Consider the following 26763-nt stretch of genomic DNA (forward strand, 5'->3'; position numbering starts at 1 on the left):
CTTGCATTGCCACGCGGAACCATCTGACCAAGACATGTCGGTGTTGCACTGCAAGTGCTCGCATTACTCAGCCGCATATTCTGCCCGAAGAAAGCTCATGAGGGTCTGTATTCGGGTAAGGCGGCGCTGTTCTGGAAGGCAGATCAGCCAGAGAAACATGTCATTGTCATAGAGCCTGTCCGAAACAGGGGTTAGTCTGGGGTCTTCTTCGCCGAAATCGCTGGGAAGCATGCCGACTCCGGCACCTTGGGCAATGGCTTCTCGCATGGGGACATAGCCATCAATTGAAAGGGTAATTTCCGCATTTGGAAGAATGCTCTTGATGGTTTTGTCGATACTGTCCGCGCCTGGGTAAGAAATGTATCGAGTCAGGTCACTTTGCCCCCCGGCGCGTTCAAACAGTCGAAGAGGCACCACTCCCAGCTTGTATCTGGTCATGCCTTTTGGTGGCTCGAGTGACAACCGCAATGCCACATCTGTGTCATGACGCATGAGGGAGGCAAGCTGATCCGTGGCTTTCAATTCAAGCAAGATCTGAGGGTTTTCAGATTGAAAGCGTGTCAACGGTTCTGCCAGACTAAATGCAAGGTGTGGCGGTATCGACAAACGGACTTTGCCCAAAGGATGTCGTTCACCGCCCAATGCCTGACCAAAGAACGACAGCTCCTGATTGGCGCGTTCGACGGCGGAAAACGCCTTACGCCCTAACAAGGTTAGCTGGAAATTTCCATCGGTGCGGTCAAACAAAGCACGCCCCATCGTGGCCTCAAGCGCTTGAATGCGCCGCGCAACGGTCGTCCGATCAATAGCCAACCTGCGCGCCGCAGCGCTAAGTGTTTTCTCACGGGCCAAGGCAAGGAAAATCGGCAGCTCACTCCATGGGATGTCTTGGTGTGCATTTTTGCCCATCTGCGTGCATTAGTTCTCATTATGTGGCGGAATTACACAGTATAGACAGCAGCCCATGAACTCAATGGCAAAGGAAAACCCAATGAAATCTCTTCTTCTCAGTGCTGCGCTCGCCCTAACTCTTCCTACAATCGCAGCAGCAGACCCCGCCTACTTTATCGCCCAAATTCAGGTCGATGACTGGGATCAATTTTTTGAGGAATATGGCGCAAAGACATTGCCAACTCTGGTGGAACACAACGCCAAGATTCTGGTCGGTGGCCCCGGCGCCACCACATTGGAAGGAGAGTGGGTCGGAAACCACACTGTGGTGCTCGAATTCGAAAGCCGGGAAGCCCTTGAGGGCTGGTACAATTCTGCAGAATATCAAGCGGCGCGCCCGCTCCGTTTTGAGACCACAAGCCTTAACAATATCATCGCAGCAGATGCCTTTGTTATGCCGAACTAAGACCGTCATGATTGCTGCGAAGACCCCGCGAACGTCGAGTTCTTGCTGTGTTGTGCGGTAAATCTCAAGGGCGGCTACAAACGCAGGTGACACAGTCTTCTTGGGTTTTTTGAGATCTTACCCAGAACAGTGATGTGGCCATTTGATTGAAACGCAGCTTCGATCACGGTGGCCTCAAATCAGACCAGCGCGGCAAACGCACAAAAAAGGGCGGCCATTTGGCCGCCCTTCCGATCTCAATCAAGGGTTGGATCAGCCGTCGAAATCAACTTCTTCGGTGATTTTCAGCGCTTGTGAGCGTTGGCCGGCCAATGTCATCAGGTTCACGTCGTCTGCGGTGAACTCGCCCCAACCCGTGACCAATGCATCCGCTTCAGTGCCCGGTGCAACAGGATACTCAAAGTTGGCCTTGGCGTAAATTTCCTGCGCTTTAGGGGACGTCAGGAATTCCATCATCTTGATGGCATTTTCTTTGTTTGGCGCCGCTTTGGTCAGTGCAACACCAGAGACGTTGACGTGGGTGCCGCCGTTTTCAAATGTTGGGAAAACGATGCGCACGCTTTCCGCCCATTCTTTCTGCTCATCGTCGGAAAGCATTTTACCCATGTAGTAGGTGTTGCCGACAGAGATGTCGCATTCGCCAGCCCAAATCGCTTTAACCTGAGCGCGGTCGTTGCCCTGTGGCTTGCGTGCAAGGTTGGATTTAACGCCTTCGAGCCAAGTCTTGGCGCCTGCTTCGCCGTGATGCTCAATCACAGCAGAGGTCAGTGCCACATTATATGCGTTGGTGCCGGAACGGGTGCAAATGCGGCCTTCCCATTTTGGGTCTGCCAGATCTTCGTAAGTTGTGACTTCACCATCAGCCACACGGTCTTTGGAGGCGTAAACGATCCGTGCACGAGTTGTCAGGCCAAACCAGTGGTTTTCTGGATCCCGATACTGCGCTGGCACGTTTGAGTTGATTGCGTCGCTAACGACCGGCTGTGTCAAACCCGCATCCACAACACCCGCCAAGCGAGAAATGTCGACGGTAAGGATCATATCAGCCGGGGAGCGATCGCCCTCTGCTTCCAGACGTTCAATCATGCCTTTCTGCAAATAAGCCACGTTCACTTTCACGCCGGTTTCGGCCGTGAAAGCATCGGTCAGCGGCTTGATCAGTTCAGGCTGACGGTAGGAATACACATTCACTTCCTCAGCAAAGGCTGGGGCAGCCACAGCGGTTGCAGCGGCAAATAAGATTGAGGTGGAAAATGTTTTGGTCATGTCATCACTCGCGGTGTCATGGTTTCGTTGCCGCCGCTTAAATCCGAGTTTTTTTATCAGGTCAATACCTGAACAAATCATTCAGGATTAGACTTCACCGCTTTTTCGTCCAACTTCACTTCGTCCCAAAGTGCGTCCATTTCCGCCAAATCACTATCCTCGGGCCGTTTTCCTTTGGCCGCCAACTTGGCCTCAACACCTTCGAACCGCCTGACAAATTTGGCATTTGTGGCCCGCAATGCGGCCTCTGGTTCGATGTTCAGATGCCGTGCCAAATTGGCCACAACAAACAGCATGTCGCCAAATTCTTCCTCGACTTCCACCTGCGTTAGCGTGTCGCGGGCTTCTGCCAATTCGCCGGCCTCTTCAATCAGCTTGTCCACAACTTGTGAAATATCGGGCCAATCAAACCCAACTCTGGCGGCGCGTTTCTGTAGCTTTACGGCACGCAACAAAGCGGGCAAGCCCAAAGCAACCCCGTCCAACGCACCAGATTGCGCTTTGCCAGCCCTCTCCGCTGCTTTGACGGTCTCCCAATCGCGTGTCTGTTGTTCTGCAGACTTCTCGCGGCTTTCTTCTCCAAAAACATGCGGATGACGTGCCACCATTTTGTCGGACATGGTGTCTGCGATCTCATCAAAGGTAAACAACCCACGCTCGCTCGCCATCTGCGCATGGAACACCGACTGAAACAACAAATCACCGAGTTCGCCCTTGAGCTCATCCCAGGCTTCCCGCTCAATCGCATCCGCCACCTCATAAGCCTCCTCGATGGTATAAGGGGCGATCGTCGAAAAGTTCTGTTCAATGTCCCATGGGCATCCAGTATCCGGATCACGCAAGCGGCGCATAATTTCGAGCAAACGCGGCATGCCGCCATTCGGATTGAGGATCAGAGGGTCTTCGGCCATTGCACAGCGCTCCAGTCTTTGCTTTGACGGCATGTGAGCGAATTGAGTACGAGGAGTCCAGTCATGCCGATTGTAAATCGCATCGCAGATTACGCAGACGAGATGAAAACTTGGCGGCGGCATCTGCATGCGCATCCAGAGTTGGAGTTCGACTGCTTTGAAACCGCTGCTTTTGTGGCAGCGCGCCTGAGAGAATTTGGTGTGGATGAAATCCACGAAGGGATCGCAAAAACAGGTGTCGTCGCGATCATCAACGGCAATGGCAATGGCCCCACCATCGGCCTGCGCGCCGATATGGACGCCCTGCCCATGGAGGAGGTGACCGGCGCGGACTATGCCAGCACGAAAGAGGGGAAAATGCACGCTTGCGGACATGATGGTCACACAACCATGCTGCTAGGGGCAGCCAAGTATTTGGCAGAAACCCGCAACTTTTCTGGCCGCGTCGCATTGATGTTTCAACCTGCCGAGGAAGAAGGTGGCGGAGGTGACATCATGGTTCAAGAAGGGGTGATGGACACCTTTGACGTCAAAGATGTCTATGCGTTGCACAATGTTCCCGGTCTGCCGCTGGGCACATTTCACACCACGCCCGGCCCGATCATGGCAGCGGTCGACACCTTCACCATCCGCCTTCAGGGGACCGGCGGCCATGGCGCCTACCCACAAGACACGGTTGACCCGGTCGTTGCTGCGGTGGCCATGGTCAACGCCATCCAAACCATCGTCAGCAGAAACCACGACACACGTGGCGAAGCCGTGGTGTCGGTGACACAAATTCACGCAGGCACCGTGAGCAACGTGATTCCAGACACCGGGTTCATCAATGGCACCATCCGCACCTTTGACAAAGATGTTCAGACCATGATCCACCAACGTCTTGACGCGATCACCAAAGGCACGGCTGCCGCTTATGGCCTTAGCGCCGAACTGGACCTAGAAATCGGCTACCCCGCCACCATCAACCACGCAGAGCAAACCGCCTTTGCCGCAGATGTCGCCCGCGACATATCTGGCGATGCCAACGTCGATGCGTCACAAGGAATGGAAATGGGCGCGGAAGACTTTTCGTATATGCTGGAGGCCCGCCCGGGCGCTTATCTTTTCCTCGGCGCAGGCGATGGGGCTGGCCTACACCATCCGGCTTTTGACTTTAACGACGACATCTCCCCAATCGGTGCATCTTTCTTTGCACGCTTGGTGGAAACAGCGCAGCCACGCTAACTCAGAACACGCTGTGTTTTGCCCCTCCCGCAAAGGAGGGGCTTGACCTTTTTGTCCAAGATGCGAAATTTGATCAAATTTCTTGAAAGGACACACGATGGCGCTCGAAGATGCCAAAACACAGGTCGACAATGCGTTTACACGCAAAGCGCCACACGGGCTGAGCTTTGAGAACACCTTTGGTGGAGCCACTTCCTTTCTGCGACGTCGCTACAGCAAAGACTTAACCGGCGTTGATATCGCAGTCACCGGCGTGCCATTTGATCTGGCGGTCACCAACCGCCCCGGCACCCGCCTTGGTCCCCGTGCGATCCGCGAAGCCAGCGCCATTCAGGCTTTTGATCCCCCTTACGGCTGGGACTATGACCCGATGACCACGCTCAACATCGTGGATTATGGCGATCTGGCGTTTGACTACGCCCGGGTCATGGAGTTTCCCGACGCGCTCACCGCCCACATCCGCGGCATCTTGCAGGATGGCGCTGCCAGCATCACCTTGGGCGGCGATCACTACATCACCTACCCAATCCTAAAGGCCTACGCAGAGAAATACGGCCCGCTCAGCCTGTTACAATTTGATGCCCATACGGACACTTGGGCGGATGATGAACCCAACCGGATCGACCACGGCACAATGCTTTACAAAGCCGTAAAAGATGGGCTGGTGGACCCCGCACGTTCCGTTCAAGTTGGCATTCGCACCGAAAATCCCGACACAATGGGGTTTAACATCATTGATGCACGCGAAGTGCATCTGAGCGGACCGGTGGCCGTGGCGGAAAAAATCCGTGGTATCTTGGGGGATCACCCGACCTACCTGACGTTTGACATCGACGGGTTGGACCCCGCTTTTGCCCCAGGGACCGGCACACCGGTCTGGGGAGGATTGTCCAGTGCGCAGGCCAGCATCATCCTACGCGACATAGCCGGAATCAACCTGGTTGGCGGCGATGTGGTGGAAGTGTCACCCCCCTTTGATACCACCGGGGCAACCGCTGTCGCGGGCGCACATGTGGCCCTTGAGCTGATCTGTCTATGGGGTTGGCCGCGACGCTGACACCCGAAAGCTCCGCGACACTGTCTGGGGTGATTTAAGATGTATTTCAGCTACATCTTAAATGCATTTCTTAGCAGCAATTGAGACTGATCTGTCTGCCGTTTCTCGACGTATGCTACACTGTAGTACCACGAGCAGGAGGTGCTCGAGACTATGAGGAACGCAATGGCCTACATTGGCATACTGATTGTTTTGATTATCCTTGGCGCGTCTTACGTACGGCTGGCGCCAAGTAACCCTGAAAAATGGCATCGCGATGTGCAGATCAACCACGACAGCGTGTCTGAAAACAGCGTGCGCCGAATGGTGATAACTGGCAAAGACGGTCTTTCCAAATTCGCAGACATCGCCACCAAGACACCACGAACGTCAGTACTCGCGGGATCGGTTGAGGAAGGCATGATCACCTTTGTGACCCGTTCAGCCTTGGTCGGCTATCCGGACTATACCACTGCATTTCAGGACGGTGATATGCTCAAAGTCTACGGCCGCTCACGATTTGGTCGCAAAGATTTCAACGTCAACGCCGAGCGTGTGGATGGATGGATCGACACTTTGCAAGGGCGCGGTTAGACCCGAGCTTAGACATCCCGGCGATACCTCACGCCACATCGGCACATTCAGCGACATCTGACACTGTGCCATGAACATGCGCCCATCCACTTGCAAACAAATGGTCTCCCCCACTTCAATGCGCTGGCCTTGCTTATCAGTGCAATAGCAGTCGACCGGCACGCCGTTGATATACCCATCCGCCATCGCGGGGGACCCCATCAGTGTTATCAAAGCCAAGAGACGTGTCATTCTTGAATGATACACCAAAATGCAGGCCTTGACCAAGCCTGCGGTTTGTCCCACTTAGCGACATGGTTCCGATAGAGCGACTACATCAAATCACCCAGCGTTTTGAATTTCTTGAGGCGCAGATGGCCGAGGGCAGTGGCGACATCGCCACCCTGGCCAAAGAATATGCTGAGCTTAAACCAGTGGTCGAACAGGTCACCGCATATCAAAAGCTGCTGACCGATATTGCAGACGCAGAAGAGATGCTCGCAGACCCAGATATGAAAGATCTGGCGGAAGAGGAACTGCCCGAATTGCGCGCCGCCTTGCCCGCCGCAGAACACGCGCTGCAACTGTCTCTATTGCCCAAAGACGCGGCTGATGCACGCCCAGCCATTCTGGAAATCCGTCCGGGCACCGGCGGGGATGAGGCTGCGCTTTTTGCAGGTGATTTGCTGCGTATGTATCAACGCTATGCGGAGACCCGTGGCTGGAAGCTCGAAATTCTGGAAGAGAACGCCACCGAATTGGGTGGCATCAAAGAGGTGGTGGCCCATATCAAAGGCGAAAACGTCTTTGCCCGCATGAAATACGAATCCGGCGTGCACCGCGTACAACGCGTGCCCACCACGGAGAGCGGCGGGCGCATTCACACGTCTGCTGCCACTGTGGCTGTGCTCCCGGAAGCTGAAGACGTTGATATTCAGATCGACGCCAACGACATCCGCATTGACACCATGCGCGCCTCTGGGTCTGGCGGTCAGCACGTGAACACCACAGACTCCGCAGTTCGGATCACCCACCTGCCCACCGGCATCATTGTGACCAGCTCGGAAAAATCGCAGCACCGTAACCGCGAGATTGCGATGCAGGTTCTCAAAACCCGCCTGTTTGATCTGGAACGTCAGCGCATTGACGATGAACGTGCCGCCGACCGAGCGGGCCAAGTTGGGTCTGGGGATCGCTCTGAACGCATCCGCACCTACAACTTCCCCCAAGGCCGCATGAGCGATCACCGCATCAACCTGACGCTTTATAAGCTCGATCAGATCATGGCCGGCGATCTTGATGAAACCATCGACGCGCTCACAGCAGATGCGCAGGCGACAGCGCTCGCGGAGATGAACGGGTGAGCGCAAGCGTTCAAAACGAGCTCATTCAAATCACCAAGACTCTTCGGGACAACGGGGTGGAAAGCGCAAACACAGATGCGCGCCTGCTCATGGCACACGTACTGGGCATTGAAAAAGCCCGCCTGACTCTGCATGTGCACGATGAGATGACTGAGGAACAAGCATTCTTGGTCAATCAGTTAGCTTTGGACCGTTCCGATCGTATCCCCATGAGCCATATTCTTGGGTATCGAGAATTCTATGGTCGCCGTTTTACTGTCACTTCGGCCGTGCTCGACCCGCGCCCCGAGACAGAAACCCTGATTGTTGAAGCGCTTTCCAAACCCTTCTCAGAGGTGTTGGACCTCGGCACTGGCTCCGGCGCAATTGCCGTCACGCTGCTCGCAGAACGGCCAAACGCCACGGGTTTCGCGACCGACCTGTCCCCCGGCGCGCTTGAGGTGGCGCAACAGAACGCTGAGAAACACGATGTTCTTGCCCGGCTTCATTTCGAAGAATCCAACTGGTTCTCCGCCGTCGGAGGAACCTTCGACCTCATCGTCTCCAATCCGCCGTATATTGCGCTGGTCGAAATGCCCTCACTCGCCCCGGAACTCTCCTACGAACCGCGCATCGCCCTGACCGACGAGGCGGATGGCCTCACCGCCTATCGCAAGATCGCAGCCGGTGCCCCAGAGCATCTCAACCCAAATGGCTGGCTGATGGTGGAAATTGGCTGGCAACAAGGACCGGATGTGGCCGCACTCTTCAACGATGCCGGGCTGCAAAACGTCGCCGTCAAACCTGATCTTGATGGCCGCGACCGGGTGGTCGTTGGCCAATTGGGCTAAAACCCACGTAAATTTTCCTTTTTGCAAGCATTGACGCGATAAAAGCACTTGTGCGAACGCTCAAGGCACAATATCAAGTTCTTGTCCTTTTGGTGGATGCTGGTGTACCGGCGGTCCCGATTGGACATCAAGCCACAAATTGTCGCCCCCGGAATACTGATCGCAAGAGGCGTGAAACGGGATGAGCGACCGCAATTGATTAAGGCTGGATTGCAGATAAAATGAGATCTTCGAAGTCACGCTCGCGGAATAAGTCAAACCGCAATCGCCCAACCTCGGGCAATATTGTCAACCGTGTGTTTGACAGCTCCGGTCCGGAAGGCAAAGTCCGCGGCACCCCTCAACAGGTGATCGACAAATACAATCAGTTGGCGCGCGACAGTCAGCTGGGCAACGACCGGGTTGCAACTGAGAACTTTCAGCAACACGCTGAGCACTATCAGCGCATGCTCAATGAGGCGCAACGCGAACAAGACGCGCGCCGTGAAGAGCAGGAACGCCAGAACCGCGAGCGCCAGGCAGAACGGGATCGTGAACGTCGCGAGCGCGTCGAACGTCAGGAACGCGAAGCCAATGGCGCAAACGACGGCGAGACAGCAAAGCCAGCAGTAGAGGAGGTCATGCCGCTTGATCTTTCCGAAGCTGAGCAACCTGATTTGATCGTGGACACAGCCGATAGCGGTCTGGTGGAAACGCCAGAAACCGAGGCCGAGGCCCCAAAACCTGCGCCAGCACCTAAAAAAGCACCGCGCAAACGGACCTACCGTAAAAAGACGCCAGCAAAAGATGCGGCCTCTGACGACGGCAAGGCAGATACCAAAGCCGACGAAGCGCCAGCTCCAGACAGCAAAGCTGCGGAGTAAGTCGCACCGGCTCTTTAAAAAAAACCCTTGGTTGCAGCGCACCAAGGGTTTTTTCATGTCTGATGTTCGGTCGGCGGCACTTTACGCGGAGTGCGCAAGCACCTGATCAACCATGGCCTGCGTGCCACGCGCCTGCTCCAAAGGCCACGCATACTCTGAGCCCTCTTTCAGCGCCCGACCGAAGGCTTCAACCTGCAAGACATAGTGGTTTACACCGGGAAAGCGCTCCACACGCCGTGTCAAATCCGGGGTGGAAACGACAACTTCAGCTTGGTCAAACACCCCAGCGTTAAACGGCGCGGTCAGGCTGATCACACCTTTGTCACCGTGGAATTGCACCTCTTGTCGCGGTGCCATGCGAATGGCGGTGTAGCCTTGATAGGTAAATCCATCAAACCGAAACCCCATGTCGGCAAACACATCCACACCGTTTTCAAACTCCACACGTGCATAGTCCAACCCCTGCGGCTCCTGCCCGGTGACGTAGCGCACGCTGCCCAACACGTAACATCCGATGTCACGCAATCCACCACCACCGACTGCGGCTTGGTTGCGAATGTTATCAACGTCATTGTTGAAATAGCTGAAGGCGGCACTCACGTGGCACAAGTTGCCAATAGTCCCCGCCTCCAACAATTCTTTGGCCCGCTGCCATTGCGGGTGATGTACGATCATGAAGGCCTCAGCCGCCAGAACACCGCAGTCATCGCGCACCGCAATCAACCGATCAATTTGCGCCACATCCATACCAATAGGCTTTTCGCACAACACCGGTTTGCCAGCTTGCAATGCTTTGATCGCCCACTCTACGTGAATATGATTTGGCAGGGGGATATAGACTGCGTCGATCTCTGGGTCTGCAAGCAGATCGTCATAACTCGTATGATGGCGCACCCCGGGCGCAAACTCTGCAAATCCCGCCACCTTGTCAGCACTGGAGCTGGCCACAGCCGCAAGCTTTGCACCCCGCGCCGCATGGATGGCTGGCCCCATATGATTGCGCGCAAAATTGGCGGCTCCCAAAATTCCCCAACGTATCACCGTCTCACTCATCTCTCTCTCCCAAATCCGATTTTTGCGCCACACAAGGCACCACCTACGCACAACTCAAACGGGTATACATCATGCGTGCAGACTTACATACATTTGCTCACGTAAAGGCAAAATCGCCAAGTCTTCTGTTCAAAGTGGCAAACCATTTTTTTGCGCGCATGTCCAAACAATGCTGACGGAAAAACCAAAACAGAAATGCCTCATATGGCCAGGCACGCGTCAAAGCGACCTCAAGCGCCTCAGGCACATCATCGATCCGCTCAACCGTCTGGGTACAATGGTGAAAGTCCACGCGTCCGAAAGTCAAAGATGGAACATTGTGCAACATCGCTTCTACCGCCACGCTGGAACTGATTGATGCACACACGGCAGCCTGCACCAACATGTCATGAATGTTTGCGTCCACAATGCGAACGCCGTCGTTTGCGTCCGCCATGGCGGCAATTTCAGGAAAACACGTGTCAGCTGAATTGCGCGGATGGCGTTTGATCAACACCTCGCGCCCCGCCCGCACCGAAATCAACGCCTCCACCATCCGCGCCTCATCCGTAAACGCAACGCGTTTTGTCGGCAACGACTCCCCTTGCAGAAACACCGCAATCGCGCCCGGTGCAAATGTATTGGCGGCATTGGGCTGAAGGTGTTTTGAAAGGCGCTTGTTGACAATACGTCTGCGCAACCAATCCGCAAAAGACGCAGCGCGTTCCGGTGGCACATTGCCCACCTCAAATTGCAAATCAAAAAGACTGCTCATACCAAACACACCTTTGGGGTCGGCATACCAAAAATCACGCAAGTAGCTTGGACCAGTGTTCAGAGCATTTGGCATCTGCACCAAACCCTGATGAACAAAGTGAAATGCATCCGATTCCAAATCAGGATGTGCCCGTAAATAGGCGCGCTCGCGAAAGACAACCTCTGCGCCGCGCTGGCGCAGCTCGTTAGCCAAATTCCCATAGAACCCGGTGCTTCGAACCGATGGTTTCTCGAGTTGATGCGGTGGCAAATGAAGAACAAAACGGTGCATATGACCTTGTTCGCAGCCCTTTACACAGCTGTCCAGAGTATCTGTCTGTCTGGCCCGAGAAACACAGGGACAACATAAAAAAGACCGACGCTGTTCGCGCCGGCCTTCTCAATGTTCTCAGCCAAACCCAATCAGGTTACAGCCAGCATCCCGCGCGCACCGGCCAATTCCCGCATGCGTTTCTGCAGTTTCTCAAAGGCGCGCACCTCAATTTGGCGAATGCGCTCTCGGCTGACATCATACTGACCGCTCAGCTCTTCCAACGTCACCGCCTTCTCCGCCAAACGGCGCTGGGTCAGGATGTCTTTTTCTCGATCATTGAGCACATCCATGGCTTCCGTCAAAAGCTCCCGACGGGCGTCAAGCTCATCTTTGGCTTCATAGTCGGCGGCCTGATTGGCGGTCTCATCTTCGAGCCAGTCCTGCCACTCCATAGTGCCTTCACCATCAGAGCCAACCTGCGCATTCAGAGACGCGTCACCACCCGACAGACGCCGGTTCATCGAGATCACTTCCTTCTCGGTCACACCAAGATCCGTCGCGATCCGCTGGACGTTTTCGGGTCGCAAATCCCCATCTTCAAGCGCACCAATGCGCGCTTTGGCTTTGCGCAGGTTAAAGAACAGCTTTTTCTGTGCGGAGGTGGTGCCCAATTTCACCATGGACCAACTGCGCAACACATATTCCTGAATCGAAGCACGAATCCACCACATCGCGTAAGTCGCCAGGCGGAAGCCTTTTTCAGGGTCAAATTTCTTCACAGCCTGCATAAGCCCCACATTGGCCTCAGAAATCACCTCAGCTTGTGGCAGTCCATAGCCGCGATAGCCCATGGCGATTTTTGCTGCGAGACGCAGGTGGCTTGTGACCATTTTATGCGCCGCGTCTGCGTCTTGCTCTTCGACCCAGCGTTTGGCCAGCATGTATTCTTCTTCGGGTTCCAACAGTGGAAACTTGCGAATTTCCTGAAGGTAGCGGTTGAGACCGCCCTCTGGCGTTGGTGCCGGCAGGTTTTTGTAATTGCTCATGGCGAATGCCTCCCTCTCTGTTTCGACCGTATGTTTATGTCGTTAACATCCATCTAGGGTAAGATACGCAGGTTTCAACCTTTGCGCGCGAATTTCTGACATTAAAGGTACGTCTTTTTGCGCGACTATCCACAGGAAACGCCGAGTCTCACGGGCATGTGCGCTTTGTGACAGCTAGACAATGACCCTAAGCGTAAAATCACTGCACTCCCTGCCCCGCGCCACAACCGACGCACCGGCACTCATCACGCCGAACTCAACAGGGCGTTGCACGCGGCCCAAGCAGAAGAGCACAGCTCAGCATCAAAGATCGGCTTTGCCCTGCAAATCTGCGATCAGCTGCGACATATCTTCTGGCAAAGGCGCTTCAAAGCGCAACTCTTGTCCTGTCACAGGATGCTCAAACCCCAAAACGGCCGCATGAAGTGCCTGACGCCCAAACTCTCGCGCGGCCTGAACGCCGCGGGGCCCAATGGCCTTTTCCCCCAGTTTGCGACGACCGCCATAGACGGGGTCACCAATCAACCCATGCCCTGCATGGGTCATATGCACGCGAATCTGATGGGTGCGCCCGGTTTCCAACCAGCACTCTACCAAACAGGCCACCGCAGGCGTGCCAAACGGCTCTACAATTCGCACCCGCGTGACCGCATGCCGCCCGCCTTCAAACAGCACCGCTTGGCGTTGCCTGTCGGTTTTGTGGCGTGCCAGATGGGTGGTGATCTTCATAATGTTGCCCGGTTCAAAATTCACCCCACGCACACCACGCAGGCGGGGGTCATTGGCATCAGGCACCCCGTAACAGACCGCGCGGTAGTAACGCTCCACGGTGTGCGCTTCAAACTGCGCCGCCAGCCCTTGATGCGCGGCGTCAGTTTTGGCCACCACCAAGAGGCCGCTGGTTTCTTTGTCGATCCGATGCACAATACCGGGTCGCTTCATCCCCCCCACACCGGACAGGCTATCGCCGCAATGATGCAACAAAGCATTCACCAGCGTGCCATTTGGTGTCCCCGGCGCAGGATGCACCACCATGCCCGAGGGCTTATTGATCACAATCAGATCGTCATCTTCCCAAATCACGTCCAACGGGATGTCTTCCGGGCCGATGTGGCTCTCTTCTGCGACAGGCACAATGATCACAACTGCCTCGCCACCTGCAACTTTCCGTTTGGGGTCGGTGACCACAACGCCGTCCAGTGCCACGCTGCCCTCCGCAATCAACCTGGCCAACCGCGTGCGGCTCAGGCTTGCTTCCACTGGCACATCCCGAGAAAGCGCCTTATCAAGACGCTTGGGCGGATTGTCCGCAATCACAAATTCAACAAGGGCCTGTGCCATGAACGATACTCCGGAACCGGTAGAGCCTGCCAACCTGCGCTTCCTGCGACTCTTGGTGACGGGGCTAACGGGGGTGATGATTGTCGGGCTTGTAACGGTGGTTTTACTGATTGTCATGCGCTTCCGTGACGATGGACCGATCCTGCCGGAAAATCTTTCTTTGCCCGATGGCGCAAAAGCGCAAGCCGTGACCATGGGGGACGGCTGGTATGCCGTGGTCACTGAGGACAATCGCATTTTGGTCTATGATCGTATCACTGGTGGCCTGCGCCAAGAAGTGCTGGTCGACTGAGTACAGACAGTGAGGCCTTGCTTGCCCGCGACACCACATCAGTACGTCCCTCAGAACATATGAAGCCAAGAAAACTCACTGTATGGGCATCACCTGCTCGGAGGTTGCGACTTCTGAGTAGGCGAGAAACACCGGCACAGGCGCCCCATACCCCTTGAGCGCAACGGGCGGCAGTTCATCCAAGGCAAGGCCTTCGTCCACCAGATCACAGGTTTCTCGATCCACTAAGACCTGCCACGGACCCGCCTTAGAACACAGCCGCGCGGCGAGGTTCACCGTGGAGCCAAGCACCGTGTAGTCCATACGATCACGCGCCCCCATGGCCCCCAAAACCACCGCGCCTGAGGCAATCCCGATGCCAACGGCCAACTCGCGCGCGCTCTGCGCACCAAAGGACGCCGCAAGCGCCTCCTTGATTTCCACACCACAGCGCACGGCACGGTCTTCTTTGTCTTCCCCGACAAACATCGCCATCAATTCGTCACCGACAAATTTATCGATATCCCCACCGTGACGCTCCACAATGGCGGATTGGATTTCGAAATAGCGGTTGAGCACCTCAATCACCTCTTCGGGGGTCACTGTTTCCGAAAAGGCCGTGTAGCCGCGAATATCGGAGAACAACATGGTCACTTCACGCCGCTCCCCCCCGCGCTTCATCCCTGCCCCGTCCTGCTTTTGAATTGCAGACACCGTTTCGTGGCTGACAAACTTCATAAGCTCCAGCCGTTCGCCCAACTGTCCTGCCATCACGTTGATGCGGCTGGCCAGATCGCCAATCTCATCTCGCGATCGCACCCCCGTCACGCGCGCAGAGAAATCACCGTCTTTCACCGCATCTGCCACCCGCCCGATTTTCAGAATTGGGCCCGTCAATCGCCGAGAAAAAATCAAAGCTCCAAAGGACGCAGCCGCAAAGCCCAACCCACCAACAATCACGATGCGCCGCATCATTTGCGTCACAACCGCGTAGGCATCTTTCTCACTCAGCTCCGCAATCACAGCAAAGGGAAACCAGTCTGGAAAGGCATATGCACCCAGCATCTCTGTGCCGTCGGGGCGTGCATAGGCCTCCAGCGCATCGGCCCGCGCTCCCGCCACGATCAACGGCATGGCGGAGGCCACAATCGCCCGCTCCGCCAAAATTTCAGGGTGATCAACCAAAGTGCTACGCCCCGCATGATCGACAACCGTAATCTGGCCACGCGCGGCAAACGGATGGCGCTGAACGCTGCGCTGTAAGGCGTGCAGGTTAATCCGTGCGGCCAACGTCAGTTTGCGACCGGCGATTTGACTGTCCATCGGCAGCGCCAAAGTGGCCAGCCAATCACCTGTCTCCGCCAATTGGCTCACGAGGGGCCGTCCAAATTGTCCGGTGCCCTCGATGTTGGCCAGAAGATCGTTGGAAACCGCCAGCGTGGCAACAGGATCCAGCCCAACGTCACTCAACCGCGCGCCAAACCCCTCATTGCTGACAAGGACCGGAATGTCAGATCCCTCGACACTCAACTGCAGAGAGACCACATCAGGCAGCTGCGCTAAGCCTTCCGTCAGCAGGGAGACTTTCTGCGCCACACCCAAATCCGGATTGTCCACCCCGGCGCGGATCACCATCAGCGGCGCCAGCCAACGCCCTTGATAGAGGCTGTCAAATTCCCCGCGCAGCTGCCCAGCCACACCGGTGAGGTCTTCGTTTACCGCGCTCTTGAGCTCATCCCGGGCGATCTGCACCAGATTGTTGCCCACCAACGCCAGTGGGACCACCGCGATCAAAGCCGCAAACAAGAAGAACTTGAGCGGCAGCGGAAAGCGTATCAATTGCTCTCACCTGCACCAAATCCGTCGCGGGCAACGGCCTGAACCACCGCGGTGTCTTGTGACACACCACAGGCCAATCCCGTGCTGTCACGCGCCACGGCTGTGGCGGTAAACTGCCCGGCCGTTTGGTAGGCATGGCGCGCCACCGCGCCGCTTGCCTGCGTGCCATCGCCAAAAGTCCACGTGATTTCAACGCCATGCCCATCCGGATCAGTCACACCACTGGCATCAAAGCGCAGCACATCATGCGCGGCTCCCACCGGGGTGTCACGGTCCGGCCCCGCATCAATGATCGGTGCCGCGTTCACCAGCACCTGCGCCACATCAACGCCCGCGTTGCAGACCGCACCGCTGTTGTCCAAAGCTGTCAACTCTACGGATACAGACCCCGGCACCTCAAAACGACGCTGCACTTCAGCCCCACGCAACTCTTCGCCATCAGAAAAACGCCAAATCAGATCGGTCACCTCCCCATCAACATCATAGGCACCGGCACGAAACACCACGTCTTCACCCGGACAGACCACGCGGTCCGGTCCAGCATCCGCAACGGGAGGCGCGTTGACCCGCGCATAGACTTCCTCAATTTGCTGAGAATTGGACAGCGCGCGGCCATCATCTGTGGACACGCGCACCGGAAACAGACCCGGCTTGTCAAACACATGAGACGCCATCGCGCCCTCGGCTGAGGCCCCATCGCCAAACGACCATTTCACCGCAACATCGTCAGCCACGGCCAATTGCCAATCTTGGGGTGTGCCAACGCACAATGCCGCCGGCACCGACAGCCCCGCTTTTGGGGCCGGATTCACCACAACGTCGCGTCGCATCACCACGGTCGAATTGGCCACATCCGCGTCATCCACAACCGCGAGGCTCAGCGTGTAAACGCCCGGCGCATCATAGCGGTGTGTGCCCGCCACCCCACGCCCGGTCGCGCCATCACCAAAATCCCAGATGTAATCTGTGATAACCCCATCCACATCCGTGGCGCCGCTGGCGTCAAACCGTGCCAAAACACCCGATGCGATCAGATCCGGCGCATCTATCGCAGGTTTGGGAGCCGCGTTGATACGAACTTTGTGACGGCTCACCAACTCCCCACAGTCCTGTGTGCCACCTTCAAGTGTGGTGGTCAGCGTCGCCGTATACTCTCCCGGCTCTGCAAACACATGCGCCACTTGCTGTCCCTGTGCCGTGGCCCCGTCAGAGAATGCCCAGTCAAACGACACTGGCTCTCCCGTGCCAGGCTCATCACCAAGCACGGCCGCAAACTGAACGGCCTCCCCACTTGGCGCGCGTTCGACCGCATCAATCTCAAGGCTGCGGGCGGATAAAACCGTCACTTTCACCGTGTCTTTGTCCAACGGGCTACATTGGCCAACCGCATCCCCGGTGATGGTCAAAGTGACCTCGTAGTCGCCCGCGCGCTCAAAGCTCTTGATAGGTGTCGCCCCGCTGGCGCGGCTGCCATCCCCAAAAGTCCACTCAAAGGCATTGACCGAGCCATCTGCATCTGTTGACCCGGTGCCATCCATGCGCACCTCTTGGTTGACGCAAACCCTCATGTCCGGCCCGGCATTGGCAATTGGCCCTTCCCGGACAATCACAGCAATGCGGTCGAGATCACTACCGCGGGTGCTGCCGCTTTCATCCTCGACCTTTAAGGTCACCGGATAAGTACCTGGCATTTCATACGTTTTGGTTGGATTGATCAAGTCGGACCCAGTTGCATCGCCGAAGTCCCATGCATAGCGCAACAGGTCCCCGTCCTCATCTGAACTGGCAGACGCATCAAACAACACCGACTGCCCCGAGCACACATTTTTGTTGCCCCCAGCGTTCGCCACCGGGGCGGCGTTGATGATCACAGTTGTTGCGTCCACATCCCCCGAATTGCGCAGCCCTGCGCCGTCATCTACCCGCAAGGTGACCGGGAACTGCCCGGCACGTGGGAACACATGGCTGACCACTTCTCCTGCCATCACCGGCGTTCCGTCGCCAAAGTCCCACAAATACATCAGCGCATCGCCATCCGCATCGCTTGAGCCACTGGCATCCAAGGTCACCAACAATCGATCGGTATCAATCACCGGGCCAGCGTCAGCCTTCGGGCGATGATTAACAGCAATGGTCACACTGTCCTGCGCGGTGGAATTGGCCACGCCACTGCTGTCACGCACCACAAGGCGCGCGTTATACACGCCCGGCACTGGCCAAGCCCGTTCCACAACCGCAGCCTCAAGCGGCAATTGCAGGTCATCAAACTCCCATTGGAAAGTCGCCAATGCGCCGTCGGTGTCAAAACTGGACCTCGCATCAAAACGCACATTGTCATCCGGTGCCACACGCAAGTCCGGCCCAGCTTGTGCCACGGGAGGCGCATTCACGGTGATCAAAACCTCAGATTCATCAACCGCACCTCCTCCGACAAAATCATCGCTGACTTGCAACCGAATGCGATACAGGCCCGGAGCATCAAAGGTATGCGAAACCCGCGCGCCCTCTTTGCTCAGACCGCCCTCAAACAACCACAAATGCTCCGCCACAGAGCCATCCGGATCAAGCGACGCGCCTGCGTCGAGCACAAAGTCTTCCCCCGGCGCCACTGTCAGAGAAGGACCAGCATCCGCAATCGGGCGAGCATTTACAGTCACGGTCATCGTATCACGATGGCTGCTTTGCGGTGCACCACTGTCGTCAATCACCGTCAGCGACACCTCATAGCTGCCCGGCAATGCGTAGTAGTGCAGCGGTTGTGGACCCTGCCCTGTGCGCCCGTCACCAAACTCCCAAAGGTAGCTGGCAATCTGCCCGTCGATGTCACGCGATCCCGTGCCATCAAACTGTACTTCAGAGGCGGTGACAAACTGATCCGGTCCGGCCTCTGCGATTGGCCGCGTGTTGACGATGACCTCAAAACTTGTGCTTTGACTGGCAGATTGAGTGCCGCTGTCGTCGATCACAGTCAACGCAACCTCATAGACACCGGGACTGGCCCAAGCGTATTCGGCAAATGGCCCCTCGCCAATGGCCCCATCCCCAAAATCCCATTGATGGCTCAAGATCACCCCATCCGCATCACTGGACCGGCTGCCATCCAAAGGCACCGCTTCGCCCACAGCCACGGGCTCTGTGGGTCCATCAATCACCGGAACCGGCGGCGCGTTGACGCGAATGGTCACAAAGTCTTGGCTGGTGTCATTTCCCACGCCGCTGTCATCTGTGACGGCAAGCGCAACACGATATACTCCCGGAGCGCTGTATACATGGGTCACAAGGCTGCCGTCCAAGGTGCTGCCATCCCCCATGTCCCATCGATAGCTGTCGATGCCGCCATCCACGTCGTAGCTCGCAATGCCGTCCAACGTCACCGCCCGACCAACAATTGTGTTCACGTCAGTGCCTGCTTCGGCAACCGGCGGGAAATTCACAGTGACAAGGCGCGTGGCCACGCCGAAATTACACGGATGCTGGGAGTCGTCCATCACCCGCAGCACTGCACGGTATGATCCCGGCGCGGCGAAAACATGATCCACCTCAGCCGTCTCCGCAATGGCACCATCTCCAAAGGTCCACTGATAGCGGGTGATCGGGCTGTCAGATGGCACAGACGCCACCCCAGAGAACGGCACAACTTCGCCCGGCGCCACAGTCACAGGCGCCCCGGCCACCGCGCGCGGTGCCACTCGCACATGCACAGGCACCTCAGATTCCGCGCCACGTGCAGCCCGTGTACCGGGCAGCAACACACGCAAACGCGCATTGAGCTTTCCGGGCGCTGCATAGCTGTAAACGATGACGGGTTCATCGGACTGGCCGCCATCTCCAAAGGCCCAGTCATAGGACATCAGGGGATCAGTGTTGGGCAGGCTGCCGTCAAACGCGACGCTGGAACAATCCGCCAGTTCGCGCGCTCTGGGACGCGCCTCAGGCCGCTCTGGCGCAGGAGCTTGGCGAGGCGGCATGATGATCGGCAAAGCAGCGCCCTCCGCATCAAACAAACTCAGAGTGACATCGTTGGGGGTCTCAAATCCGCCCTGCAGGGTGAGCGCCACCACATCCTCGCCCGCCAAAACATCCGCCGCGATGTCCTCACTGGCCCACACGTTTTGACCTGACGCGCGCACCGCCACATCCGAATACATTCGGTTGATGCGCAGATCCGCCGCGGCTCCGTCAAAGTTCTGGACCGTTATAGGGCCCGATATCGCCTCAAATTCCACCCGCGTGCCGGGCCCGGACCCCGGCCAACGGATCGTTGGTTGATAGGCCAACATCTGTAACTCTTGCGGGCGGCGATGCGCATCTCGCAGAAGGCTCACATCCAGATTGAACCCGTTCCCATCGTCCCCATCAGCGCCGAGCACTTCGATCCGAAACCACGCCCTATCACCGACCACATCGCCTTGCCGCGCCCGCACGGACCCGATGGAAACCCATTGCCCATCAGTTTCAGCCTCAGAACCAAATTGCGCCTCCCTCAGAATCTCTCCGGGCTGTGCGGCCAACACGTCTGCGCGTCGCTGTTTCTTAGGGGTGCTGCCTGCCGCCACCGGCGTTGGCAGGGTGGCATCTTGAAACGCACCGGCACCACCATAGACCCGGAAGATCGTCTGGGTATTGCCTGCACGGCCATACCGGAAATCATGGGCACCACGCATTTCGGGGTCAAAGGCACGCACGTAAACTCTATCCCGCAAATCTTTGGGAACACTAAAAAATACCACCTCACGATGATCAACATCACCCTCACGAGTTGGGGCCAATGCACCATAGACAACCAATAGGCCCTCGTCAGGTGGCGCGCTGACATCCTGCGCAGATACGTTGGTTCCCCAAGTTGCCATCACTGCAAAAAGCAGCCTCAGCGCCCCTCGCATTGCATCACTCATCCGCATCTTCACAATCTTCCCCACAGCCATCCCCATCACCGGATCACCTCGTTCCCTGCGTAATCCTGCAAAACCACTTCAATCAGGCGCATTTCACCGTCTGTTTCAGGCAAACTCGCCCGGCACAGCCCCGCAGCGGTGTCACACCGCAGATACCCCTCAAATTCCTTGTCTCCGACCTCCGCCAGATACGGCGCGGCCTGTCGCAGCCCACTCTCGTCCAGCGCGCGCACCACAATCTCAATTGGCCCACTGGTTCCCTGCGGTCTTGTGATCACCGCTTCCGACACCTCTGGCGGCGTCAGATCAAGAAAGGTCTCCAGCAACAGAACGCCGACGTTTCCAGCCGCATCAATCGCAAGTAGTTCAATCTTATTTTTTCCTTCAGAAAGATCGACTTGCATGGCAAAGCTACCGTCAAAAATATCTTGTTTGACCCCATTTAGGCGCAACGTCACCGCATCCCCCAACGTGCCGGTCAGGTCCAATCTGGTCTCCTGTGTGGCGCGCGGCGCGGGCATATCCAACACCAACTCTGGCGGATCTCGGTCAAGCACAACGGAGAACGCTGCCGCCCCCGTTGGCACACCACCCTCTGAAAGAACTTCAACCGAAAAGGCCATCGGCTCTGTTGTCACCGGCACCGAAATTGCCACAATGCCACCCACCCCGGTCTGCGTCTGCCTAACCACGGCTCCGTCGACATCCAACAGACGCACCTGCTGACCGGGACGCGCCGATGAGGCGGCGTACACCGTCATCTCTGGATTGCGGCTCACCAATGTGCCTGTGCTATCGCGCGCCAAATCGGGATTTATCACCACCTCAACATCTTCGCGCGCCACATACCGCAGCTGGCCGCGACGCTCGGTGCTGTTGCCTGCCGGATCAACCGCGACCAAAACGATCTGGTTTGCGCCGGGAACAAGCATAACGTCGGTGCGAAAGCTGCCATCAGAATGAACGTCGACCGCAATGCCATTTACGGTCAGATCCACATCCGTTTCTGAGGCGCCGAACACTTCTATGCTGGGTGTCTCCACCAACAGTCCCTCGGCGGGTGCCAACAAGGCCAAATACGGTGGTGTGCTGTCCAGCCGTACATTAAACGACCGCACTTCGCTCCATTTGCCCGGCAAGCCAAGCCCATCCAGAGCGGCAACCCGCCAAAAATAGCCACCCGGTTCCAATCCCTCCAACGGAAACCTCAGCTTTTTGATCCCCCACTCTGTGGAGATCATTCGATTGAACCCAGGATCGCCAGCAACCTCAAACCAATACCCTGTGGCCTCAGGATAGGCTTGCCACGCCAGCCCGACGGCATTGCCATAGACGTCATCTTCATTGACTGGCGCGCTGAGCAGCGGTCGGTCCAAAACCTGCGCCCGTTCGGCCACGCCGGCTTCGGTGATCACAACCCCTTCATCCTGTCCAAGCGACACTAGTGTTGCGCCGCTGTCGATGTCCAAAACTGCGGTGTCATAGTTCACAAACAGAGCTTTGTCGGCATCTTTCTTGATCCAGAAATCATCGCTGTCTGTTGTGGTCTGAATGCCCGGCACATCAATTTCAAAGCTATCCCGATCCGAAAGCTGATTGAGCAAAGCGTAAAAATCACCGTTCGCAAGCGACACTTTTGTGACTTCTTTGCCGGTCAAAGGATCAGACCGCATGCGTTGAATTGTGGCATTGGAATTGGGGTTCAGGCGCAGGCGGCTGAGATCGCGAAACGTGACCTGCGTTGTTGAGTTGGTAAGCGTGCGCAGCTTTTCAAATTCGACCAGAATGTCATTTATGTCGCGATCAGACCACGCGGGCTCGGCAGGGTCGCGTCCTTCCACCTGACCATGAATGTCGGTGATCAAAGCTTCCGCAGCCCGGTCACGCTGCGCTAAGGCTATCTCAAATGCTTCTGTGGCGTGTGTGGTCGCGGTCTCTGCGAAACTCACAACTTTGCGCCATGCCCCCTCACCGCGATAGCCAACAGCTGCGTCTCGATCCGCAATCGCCGCGCCAATTTGCTCAGGCGCAAACAAGCGTGCGCCCTCTGACGTAGCCTTTTGAATCGCCTGTAGCGAACTCGCCAACGCTTGATCTGCCAGAGCCACCTGACGCACTGGCATCTGAACTTGTAGTCCAGCGACAAAATCAGCCGGTGACTCCAATGCGTTGATTTGTAGAACCGCCGGCCATAGATCCGGGTCGCTGAGGTGGCGCGCCACAAAATCACGCAGCGTTTCCTCGCCATCATAGAGGATCAGCTCATACGGCGCACCCAAGTCGTCGGTTTGCGCAAGCAAAGGCGAAAAGCTTCCAATGGCCAAACCCGCAACAATTGCGGAGACCCTCAAAAGTCGTTTTACAATGTGTCTTCGGTCGTTGGCAGGACACAACATGCCTGCGCCTCCCCCTGAGACAGCGAAATCTAATTATGGTTAATGCTTTGCTTAGATCGTTCTACAAGTTTTCAAAATAGGCAAGTTTTTAAGGGTCTTGCGGCCGAATTTCCACATCACCCAGAAACAAACTTCCAAAATCCAGCTACATTTTCCACAAAAAAGAAACAGCGTACACGCCAAAGCTCTGTCTTCAAAGAGGCTTTGAATCATCATGCAGGCCTCTGAGCGCCACGCTTGATCCCAAGATCGTGCCAAAACGATGTCGCTTGGATCACCAACAATGGTCACGCAGATGTCATAGAACGCAAACCAGATTGTCACCAAAGCCGGACATACTCGGCTCTGTTTGAACACACACATTGGGGGAGGATGGTACCGCCTCCCCGGCTCGAACGGGGGACCCCTGGTTCCACAAACCAGTGCTCTAACCAACTGAGCTAAGGCGGCAACAAGGGCGATTTAGCGCTCCCGGATGGCGAATGCAAGCACCTAAAATGCGATTTTGTAAGTTTGTTCGATCAGATCACATCCAAAGTTGTGGACCGGTCGCTGCGCCGCCAAATGAAATCCGTTTTTATCATAAAGCGCGCAAGCGGCTTTGTGGCTCTGATGTGTCCAAAGTTTAATTCCATCAAAACCCACGCCTTGGGCAAACCCCATACATGTGTCCAAAAGGCGCTGTCCAAGGCCAAATCCACGCGCTTCTGGCAGCACCAGAAACAAACGAAGTTTGGCCCAGTTTTCCTGATCTGCTTTGACACAAAAAATACTGCCAATGCGCCGCTGATCATGTTGCGCAACCCAACCTCGCTCCAGCACGGGATCGTGTTCGGTGAGAAAGTCTTGCAAAATTTCTGCAACCAACGGACCAAAAGTGTCGTCAAAACCGTCGTTGCGCGCATAGAGCGTCGCATGGCTCTCCACCAACCAATCCAGATCGGCCTCACAAAAGGGGCGCAGGTCAATTCCCGTGTCCATTTGTCTCTCCTTACGCAGTCTTACGGCCGATACATTGCACCACTTCTTGCCTTTGGCGTCCCGACAGGCTACCCGAAACGACAACTCAGGAGAACACCCGGGAGAGCCAAATGGGCATCAACACCGAAAGCGACATCGAAGCCAACTTGCAGATCGGTCCAACCGACCAAGGGTTTGTGCGGATTTTCATAGAAGCAAATGGTGTTGAAGTGCCAATGGACTTTGACCCGGAAGAGGCAGAAGAAATCGCTGAGGAGATCCGTGCGGCAGCTGCAACAGCTCGTCAGATGGCGGACTGAGACAACGGCTCACAGCTGGCTCGCAGGATCCGGGCTCCCCTTTGCGCCCTGACCCGCCGAACACATCACACAAAGGCGTTTGTCACCTCTCAGAGGACGAGAGCGCTTCATCATCAGGAAGCGGTGCCAGTTTTGGATCGCGGTATCGCTGTAAACGACGGGCCGCGTCCACCGCGAATTTTTGGATCAGCTTTTTGCGACGCGCCGGTGCAAGTTTGTCTTCGGGTCCCATACGGATAATTTCCGCGTCATAGCCATCCGCAAAGATAAGCCCGGTTCCCTCTGGCAGCAGATCGGTGGGGAAATCGGTGTCCACGGCCCAAAAATAGCGATCACACCATTCAAGGTAGTTCTGCCATTTGCTGTCAGATTGGAAATCCGCCCGGCTGGATTTGCATTCAATCACCCAAAGCTCCCCTTTGGGACCCAAAGCCATCACATCCACGCGAAGCCCCCGATCAGGAACAAATTCTTCAATAGAAACATAGCCATGACTGCGCAGATGGCGGCTCACGCCACGCGCCAGAAGTTGCCCCGGTTGCAGGGTTTGTGTCGCAGTGTTTTCCATATAGCAAACGTGAACATTTGGGGAACAAAATGCAATAGGGTAATTTGGCCACGCCCCTTGCGCCGCGCGTGCCTCAGGCATAGATACAGGGTCGGCGGGTTCTGCCCTTCTCGTAATACGGTTGCATTCCGGTGGCCTTAAGCAATTCCGAGGGAGCTGGCTCTGTTCTGGCCCTGGCCTGATTACCTGGCGCCCACCTGTACATACAGGTCCTCGGGAATGAGATAACCCTACGGCTGCGTTTGCGGGCCCGCCACTTTATCTCTCACATAGGCGTTCAATTGCCAAAACAATCGCCTTGAGATCAGCCGCGTAAAATCCCGCTGCATTGATCCCGTTGGTTTCGATGATCCGCAACCCATCTGCGATGCGGCAAATGTCCATCACATATGCTGGTGCATATCCTGCATTGGCCTGCGCCATCGTCTCCCCGAAGGCCAACACCTCAGGCGGAATGTGAGGCACGTAGTCCACCCGACCAGCCTGCTTGTAGCGCGAATAGGTCACGACTTGATCGTCTGCCACCCACAAACGCCATTCTTCTAATATCCGCCGCGGTGCACATAACATCACCTCAGTGTCGCCCCGTAGCGAGCCAATAGGCAGTTCGTCCTCTGGCAACGCCGACACCCGTTTGGACAACGCCACAATCTCAGACGCCGCCATCACGCGTCCCGGAATCTCTTTGCTATCCTCAACAGGGCGCAAAAACACATCTTCATCAGTCCCGTTCAAATGCACACCGCATTGGTCAAAGCGGATCACAAGGGCGTCTGGACCATTTAACAGATACGGTTGCCATGCATCCTGACGCAGAAATGGCTCAATACGAAAGACGCCGGGTTCCAGCGCATGCGACTCAGCGTATTTCCACATGCTGTATGCACCAAACAACACAACTGACCGCTTGTCTTTGATCACAGGCTCAGGCGTCAGCGCCCCGACAAATGGCACAATTTTATGCCAACTGAAGTCACGGCCCATCGCCAATAGGGTATCGCCGAGTTTGCGCGTGTCTTCAAAGTCTTGCAGCAACCATTGCATTCTGGCGTCCCTTTGCTGTGCAGGTCGTGACGACACAAATTTGCGGGACATCGTCAACACACTTGACTCGATACCAAATGGTATCATATCAATTGAGATACCATTTGGTATCACTTGGATGAGGACACGCCATGCACATGCCCGCCCCACCACTGCAAAATTACCGCGCAACGATTTCGGTGCCGATGGATGCCGCACATGCCCGCACCGCCATCTTTGACGAAATGCATCTGTGGTGGACGTTGCGCGCCGAACGCACCCCAGACGGTGTCACAGCCCGTTTCAACAACAGTCACGTGACTTTTGTTTTCGACACCGACCAACCGCTGATATGGCGTTGCACAGACGCCCACATGATCATCGAGGATGTAGCCGATACCACAGAATGGACCGGCACCTGCCTACATTGGACCATCATCCCCACCAGCGATGGATGCGACATCACTCTGGAACATAAGGGGCTAAACGCGTCTTTGGACTGCTTAGATGTCTGTACCCGTGGGTGGCAGCATTTTTTTGAGAACAGTCTTTTGGCGCACCTCTCCGGCCAAACACCTGCGCCAGAAACCCGCTAAATTTACGTCAGGACTTTCCTCT

23 protein-coding genes and 1 tRNA gene are annotated in these 26763 nt (G+C 56.3%); 10 read left to right on the forward strand and 14 right to left on the reverse strand.

Annotation, left to right across the window (positions count from 1 at the left end; translation table 11 throughout):
• Nucleotides 1–63: 63 nt before the first annotated feature.
• On the reverse strand, nt 64–909 hold the full coding sequence (locus ABWV47_RS03495; protein WP_353308456.1) for a LysR family transcriptional regulator: 846 nt from the start codon (nt 907–909) through the stop codon (nt 64–66).
• A gap of 82 nt (nt 910–991) precedes the next feature.
• Here ABWV47_RS03495 and ABWV47_RS03500 point away from each other — a divergent pair, with 82 nt between their 5' ends.
• A complete protein-coding gene (locus ABWV47_RS03500) occupies nt 992–1357 on the forward strand; it encodes a DUF1330 domain-containing protein (protein WP_353308457.1) in 366 nt (121 codons plus the stop codon).
• A 252-nt stretch (nt 1358–1609) separates the two neighbouring features.
• Here the strand turns inward: ABWV47_RS03500 and ABWV47_RS03505 are convergent, their stop codons facing one another.
• On the reverse strand, nt 1610–2623 hold the full coding sequence (locus tag ABWV47_RS03505) for a Fe(3+) ABC transporter substrate-binding protein (RefSeq protein WP_353308458.1): 1014 nt from the start codon (nt 2621–2623) through the stop codon (nt 1610–1612).
• A 77-nt stretch (nt 2624–2700) separates the two neighbouring features.
• Nucleotides 2701–3534, reverse strand: coding sequence for a nucleoside triphosphate pyrophosphohydrolase (gene mazG, locus ABWV47_RS03510; RefSeq protein ID WP_353308459.1), 834 nt, complete (start codon nt 3532–3534; stop codon nt 2701–2703).
• A gap of 63 nt (nt 3535–3597) precedes the next feature.
• On the opposite strand from mazG, the gene ABWV47_RS03515 reads away from it, so the two are divergent.
• From ABWV47_RS03515 to ABWV47_RS03545, 6 genes are all read left to right on the forward strand, one after another.
• Nucleotides 3598–4758, forward strand: coding sequence for a M20 aminoacylase family protein (locus tag ABWV47_RS03515; RefSeq protein ID WP_353308460.1), 1161 nt, complete (start codon nt 3598–3600; stop codon nt 4756–4758).
• Nucleotides 4759–4855: 97 nt separating this feature from the next.
• On the forward strand, nt 4856–5815 hold the full coding sequence (gene speB, locus ABWV47_RS03520) for an agmatinase (protein WP_353308461.1): 960 nt from the start codon (nt 4856–4858) through the stop codon (nt 5813–5815).
• A gap of 153 nt (nt 5816–5968) precedes the next feature.
• A complete protein-coding gene (locus ABWV47_RS03525; RefSeq protein ID WP_353308462.1) occupies nt 5969–6388 on the forward strand; it encodes a DUF1499 domain-containing protein in 420 nt (139 codons plus the stop codon).
• 293 nt (nt 6389–6681) lie between these two features.
• Nucleotides 6682–7731, forward strand: a complete 1050-nt coding sequence (gene prfA / locus ABWV47_RS03535; RefSeq protein WP_353308463.1) for a peptide chain release factor 1 — start codon at nt 6682–6684, stop codon at nt 7729–7731.
• Entirely contained in the window at nt 7728–8561 is an 834-nt protein-coding gene (gene prmC / locus ABWV47_RS03540) for a peptide chain release factor N(5)-glutamine methyltransferase (protein WP_353308464.1), read from the forward strand. Before prfA ends, prmC begins: the two co-directional genes overlap by 4 nt.
• 221 nt (nt 8562–8782) lie before the next feature.
• Nucleotides 8783–9424: a DUF4167 domain-containing protein gene (locus ABWV47_RS03545; protein ID WP_353308465.1), complete on the forward strand. Its 642-nt coding sequence runs from the start codon at nt 8783–8785 to the stop codon at nt 9422–9424.
• Between the two features lie 81 nt (nt 9425–9505).
• On the opposite strand, the gene ABWV47_RS03550 is transcribed toward ABWV47_RS03545, so the two are convergent.
• From ABWV47_RS03550 to ABWV47_RS03565, 4 genes are all read right to left on the reverse strand, one after another.
• Nucleotides 9506–10477, reverse strand: a complete 972-nt coding sequence (locus ABWV47_RS03550; protein ID WP_353308466.1) for a Gfo/Idh/MocA family protein — start codon at nt 10475–10477, stop codon at nt 9506–9508.
• Between the two features lie 97 nt (nt 10478–10574).
• Nucleotides 10575–11504: a hypothetical protein gene (locus ABWV47_RS03555; protein ID WP_353308467.1), complete on the reverse strand. Its 930-nt coding sequence runs from the start codon at nt 11502–11504 to the stop codon at nt 10575–10577.
• A 131-nt stretch (nt 11505–11635) separates the two neighbouring features.
• Complete coding sequence (gene rpoH / locus ABWV47_RS03560) at nt 11636–12532, reverse strand: RNA polymerase sigma factor RpoH (RefSeq protein ID WP_353308468.1); 897 nt, start codon at nt 12530–12532, stop codon at nt 11636–11638.
• Between the two features lie 303 nt (nt 12533–12835).
• Nucleotides 12836–13873 carry an RluA family pseudouridine synthase gene (locus ABWV47_RS03565; protein ID WP_353308469.1) on the reverse strand — a complete coding sequence of 346 codons (1038 nt, stop codon included), beginning with the start codon at nt 13871–13873 and terminating at the stop codon, nt 12836–12838.
• Here ABWV47_RS03565 and ABWV47_RS03570 point away from each other — a divergent pair.
• Complete coding sequence (locus ABWV47_RS03570) at nt 13872–14165, forward strand: DUF6476 family protein (protein ID WP_353308470.1); 294 nt, start codon at nt 13872–13874, stop codon at nt 14163–14165. The genes ABWV47_RS03565 and ABWV47_RS03570 overlap by 2 nt on opposite strands.
• A gap of 75 nt (nt 14166–14240) precedes the next feature.
• On the opposite strand, the gene ABWV47_RS03575 is transcribed toward ABWV47_RS03570, so the two are convergent.
• The 5 genes from ABWV47_RS03575 to ABWV47_RS03595 all read right to left on the reverse strand — a co-directional run bounded on the left by ABWV47_RS03575 (nt 14241) and on the right by ABWV47_RS03595 (nt 24255).
• The gene (locus tag ABWV47_RS03575; protein WP_353308471.1) at nt 14241–15983 is read right to left on the reverse strand and encodes an adenylate/guanylate cyclase domain-containing protein; all 1743 of its coding nucleotides are present in this window, start codon (nt 15981–15983) and stop codon (nt 14241–14243) included.
• A complete protein-coding gene (locus tag ABWV47_RS03580; protein ID WP_353308472.1) occupies nt 15980–20878 on the reverse strand; it encodes a PKD domain-containing protein in 4899 nt (1632 codons plus the stop codon). Before ABWV47_RS03580 ends, ABWV47_RS03575 begins: the two co-directional genes overlap by 4 nt.
• 35 nt (nt 20879–20913) lie before the next feature.
• On the reverse strand, nt 20914–23229 hold the full coding sequence (locus ABWV47_RS03585) for a FecR domain-containing protein (protein WP_353308473.1): 2316 nt from the start codon (nt 23227–23229) through the stop codon (nt 20914–20916).
• 418 nt (nt 23230–23647) lie between these two features.
• A tRNA-His gene (locus tag ABWV47_RS03590) sits at nt 23648–23724 on the reverse strand.
• Nucleotides 23725–23766: 42 nt separating this feature from the next.
• Nucleotides 23767–24255: a GNAT family N-acetyltransferase gene (locus tag ABWV47_RS03595; RefSeq protein WP_353308474.1), complete on the reverse strand. Its 489-nt coding sequence runs from the start codon at nt 24253–24255 to the stop codon at nt 23767–23769.
• A 110-nt stretch (nt 24256–24365) separates the two neighbouring features.
• Here ABWV47_RS03595 and ABWV47_RS03600 point away from each other — a divergent pair, with 110 nt between their 5' ends.
• Entirely contained in the window at nt 24366–24554 is a 189-nt protein-coding gene (locus ABWV47_RS03600; RefSeq protein WP_353308475.1) for a DUF6324 family protein, read from the forward strand.
• An 82-nt stretch (nt 24555–24636) separates the two neighbouring features.
• Here ABWV47_RS03600 and ABWV47_RS03605 read toward each other — a convergent pair whose 3' ends face one another.
• A complete protein-coding gene (locus ABWV47_RS03605; protein WP_353308476.1) occupies nt 24637–25122 on the reverse strand; it encodes an MmcB family DNA repair protein in 486 nt (161 codons plus the stop codon).
• Nucleotides 25123–25380: 258 nt separating this feature from the next.
• Nucleotides 25381–26166: an ATP-grasp domain-containing protein gene (locus ABWV47_RS03610; protein ID WP_353308477.1), complete on the reverse strand. Its 786-nt coding sequence runs from the start codon at nt 26164–26166 to the stop codon at nt 25381–25383.
• Nucleotides 26167–26303: 137 nt separating this feature from the next.
• On the opposite strand from ABWV47_RS03610, the gene ABWV47_RS03615 reads away from it, so the two are divergent.
• The gene (locus ABWV47_RS03615; RefSeq protein WP_353308478.1) at nt 26304–26741 is read left to right on the forward strand and encodes a hypothetical protein; all 438 of its coding nucleotides are present in this window, start codon (nt 26304–26306) and stop codon (nt 26739–26741) included.
• Nucleotides 26742–26763: the final 22 nt, after the last annotated feature.

This window comes from Shimia sp. NS0008-38b (assembly GCF_040370365.1).
Lineage (GTDB): Bacteria > Pseudomonadota > Alphaproteobacteria > Rhodobacterales > Rhodobacteraceae > Shimia.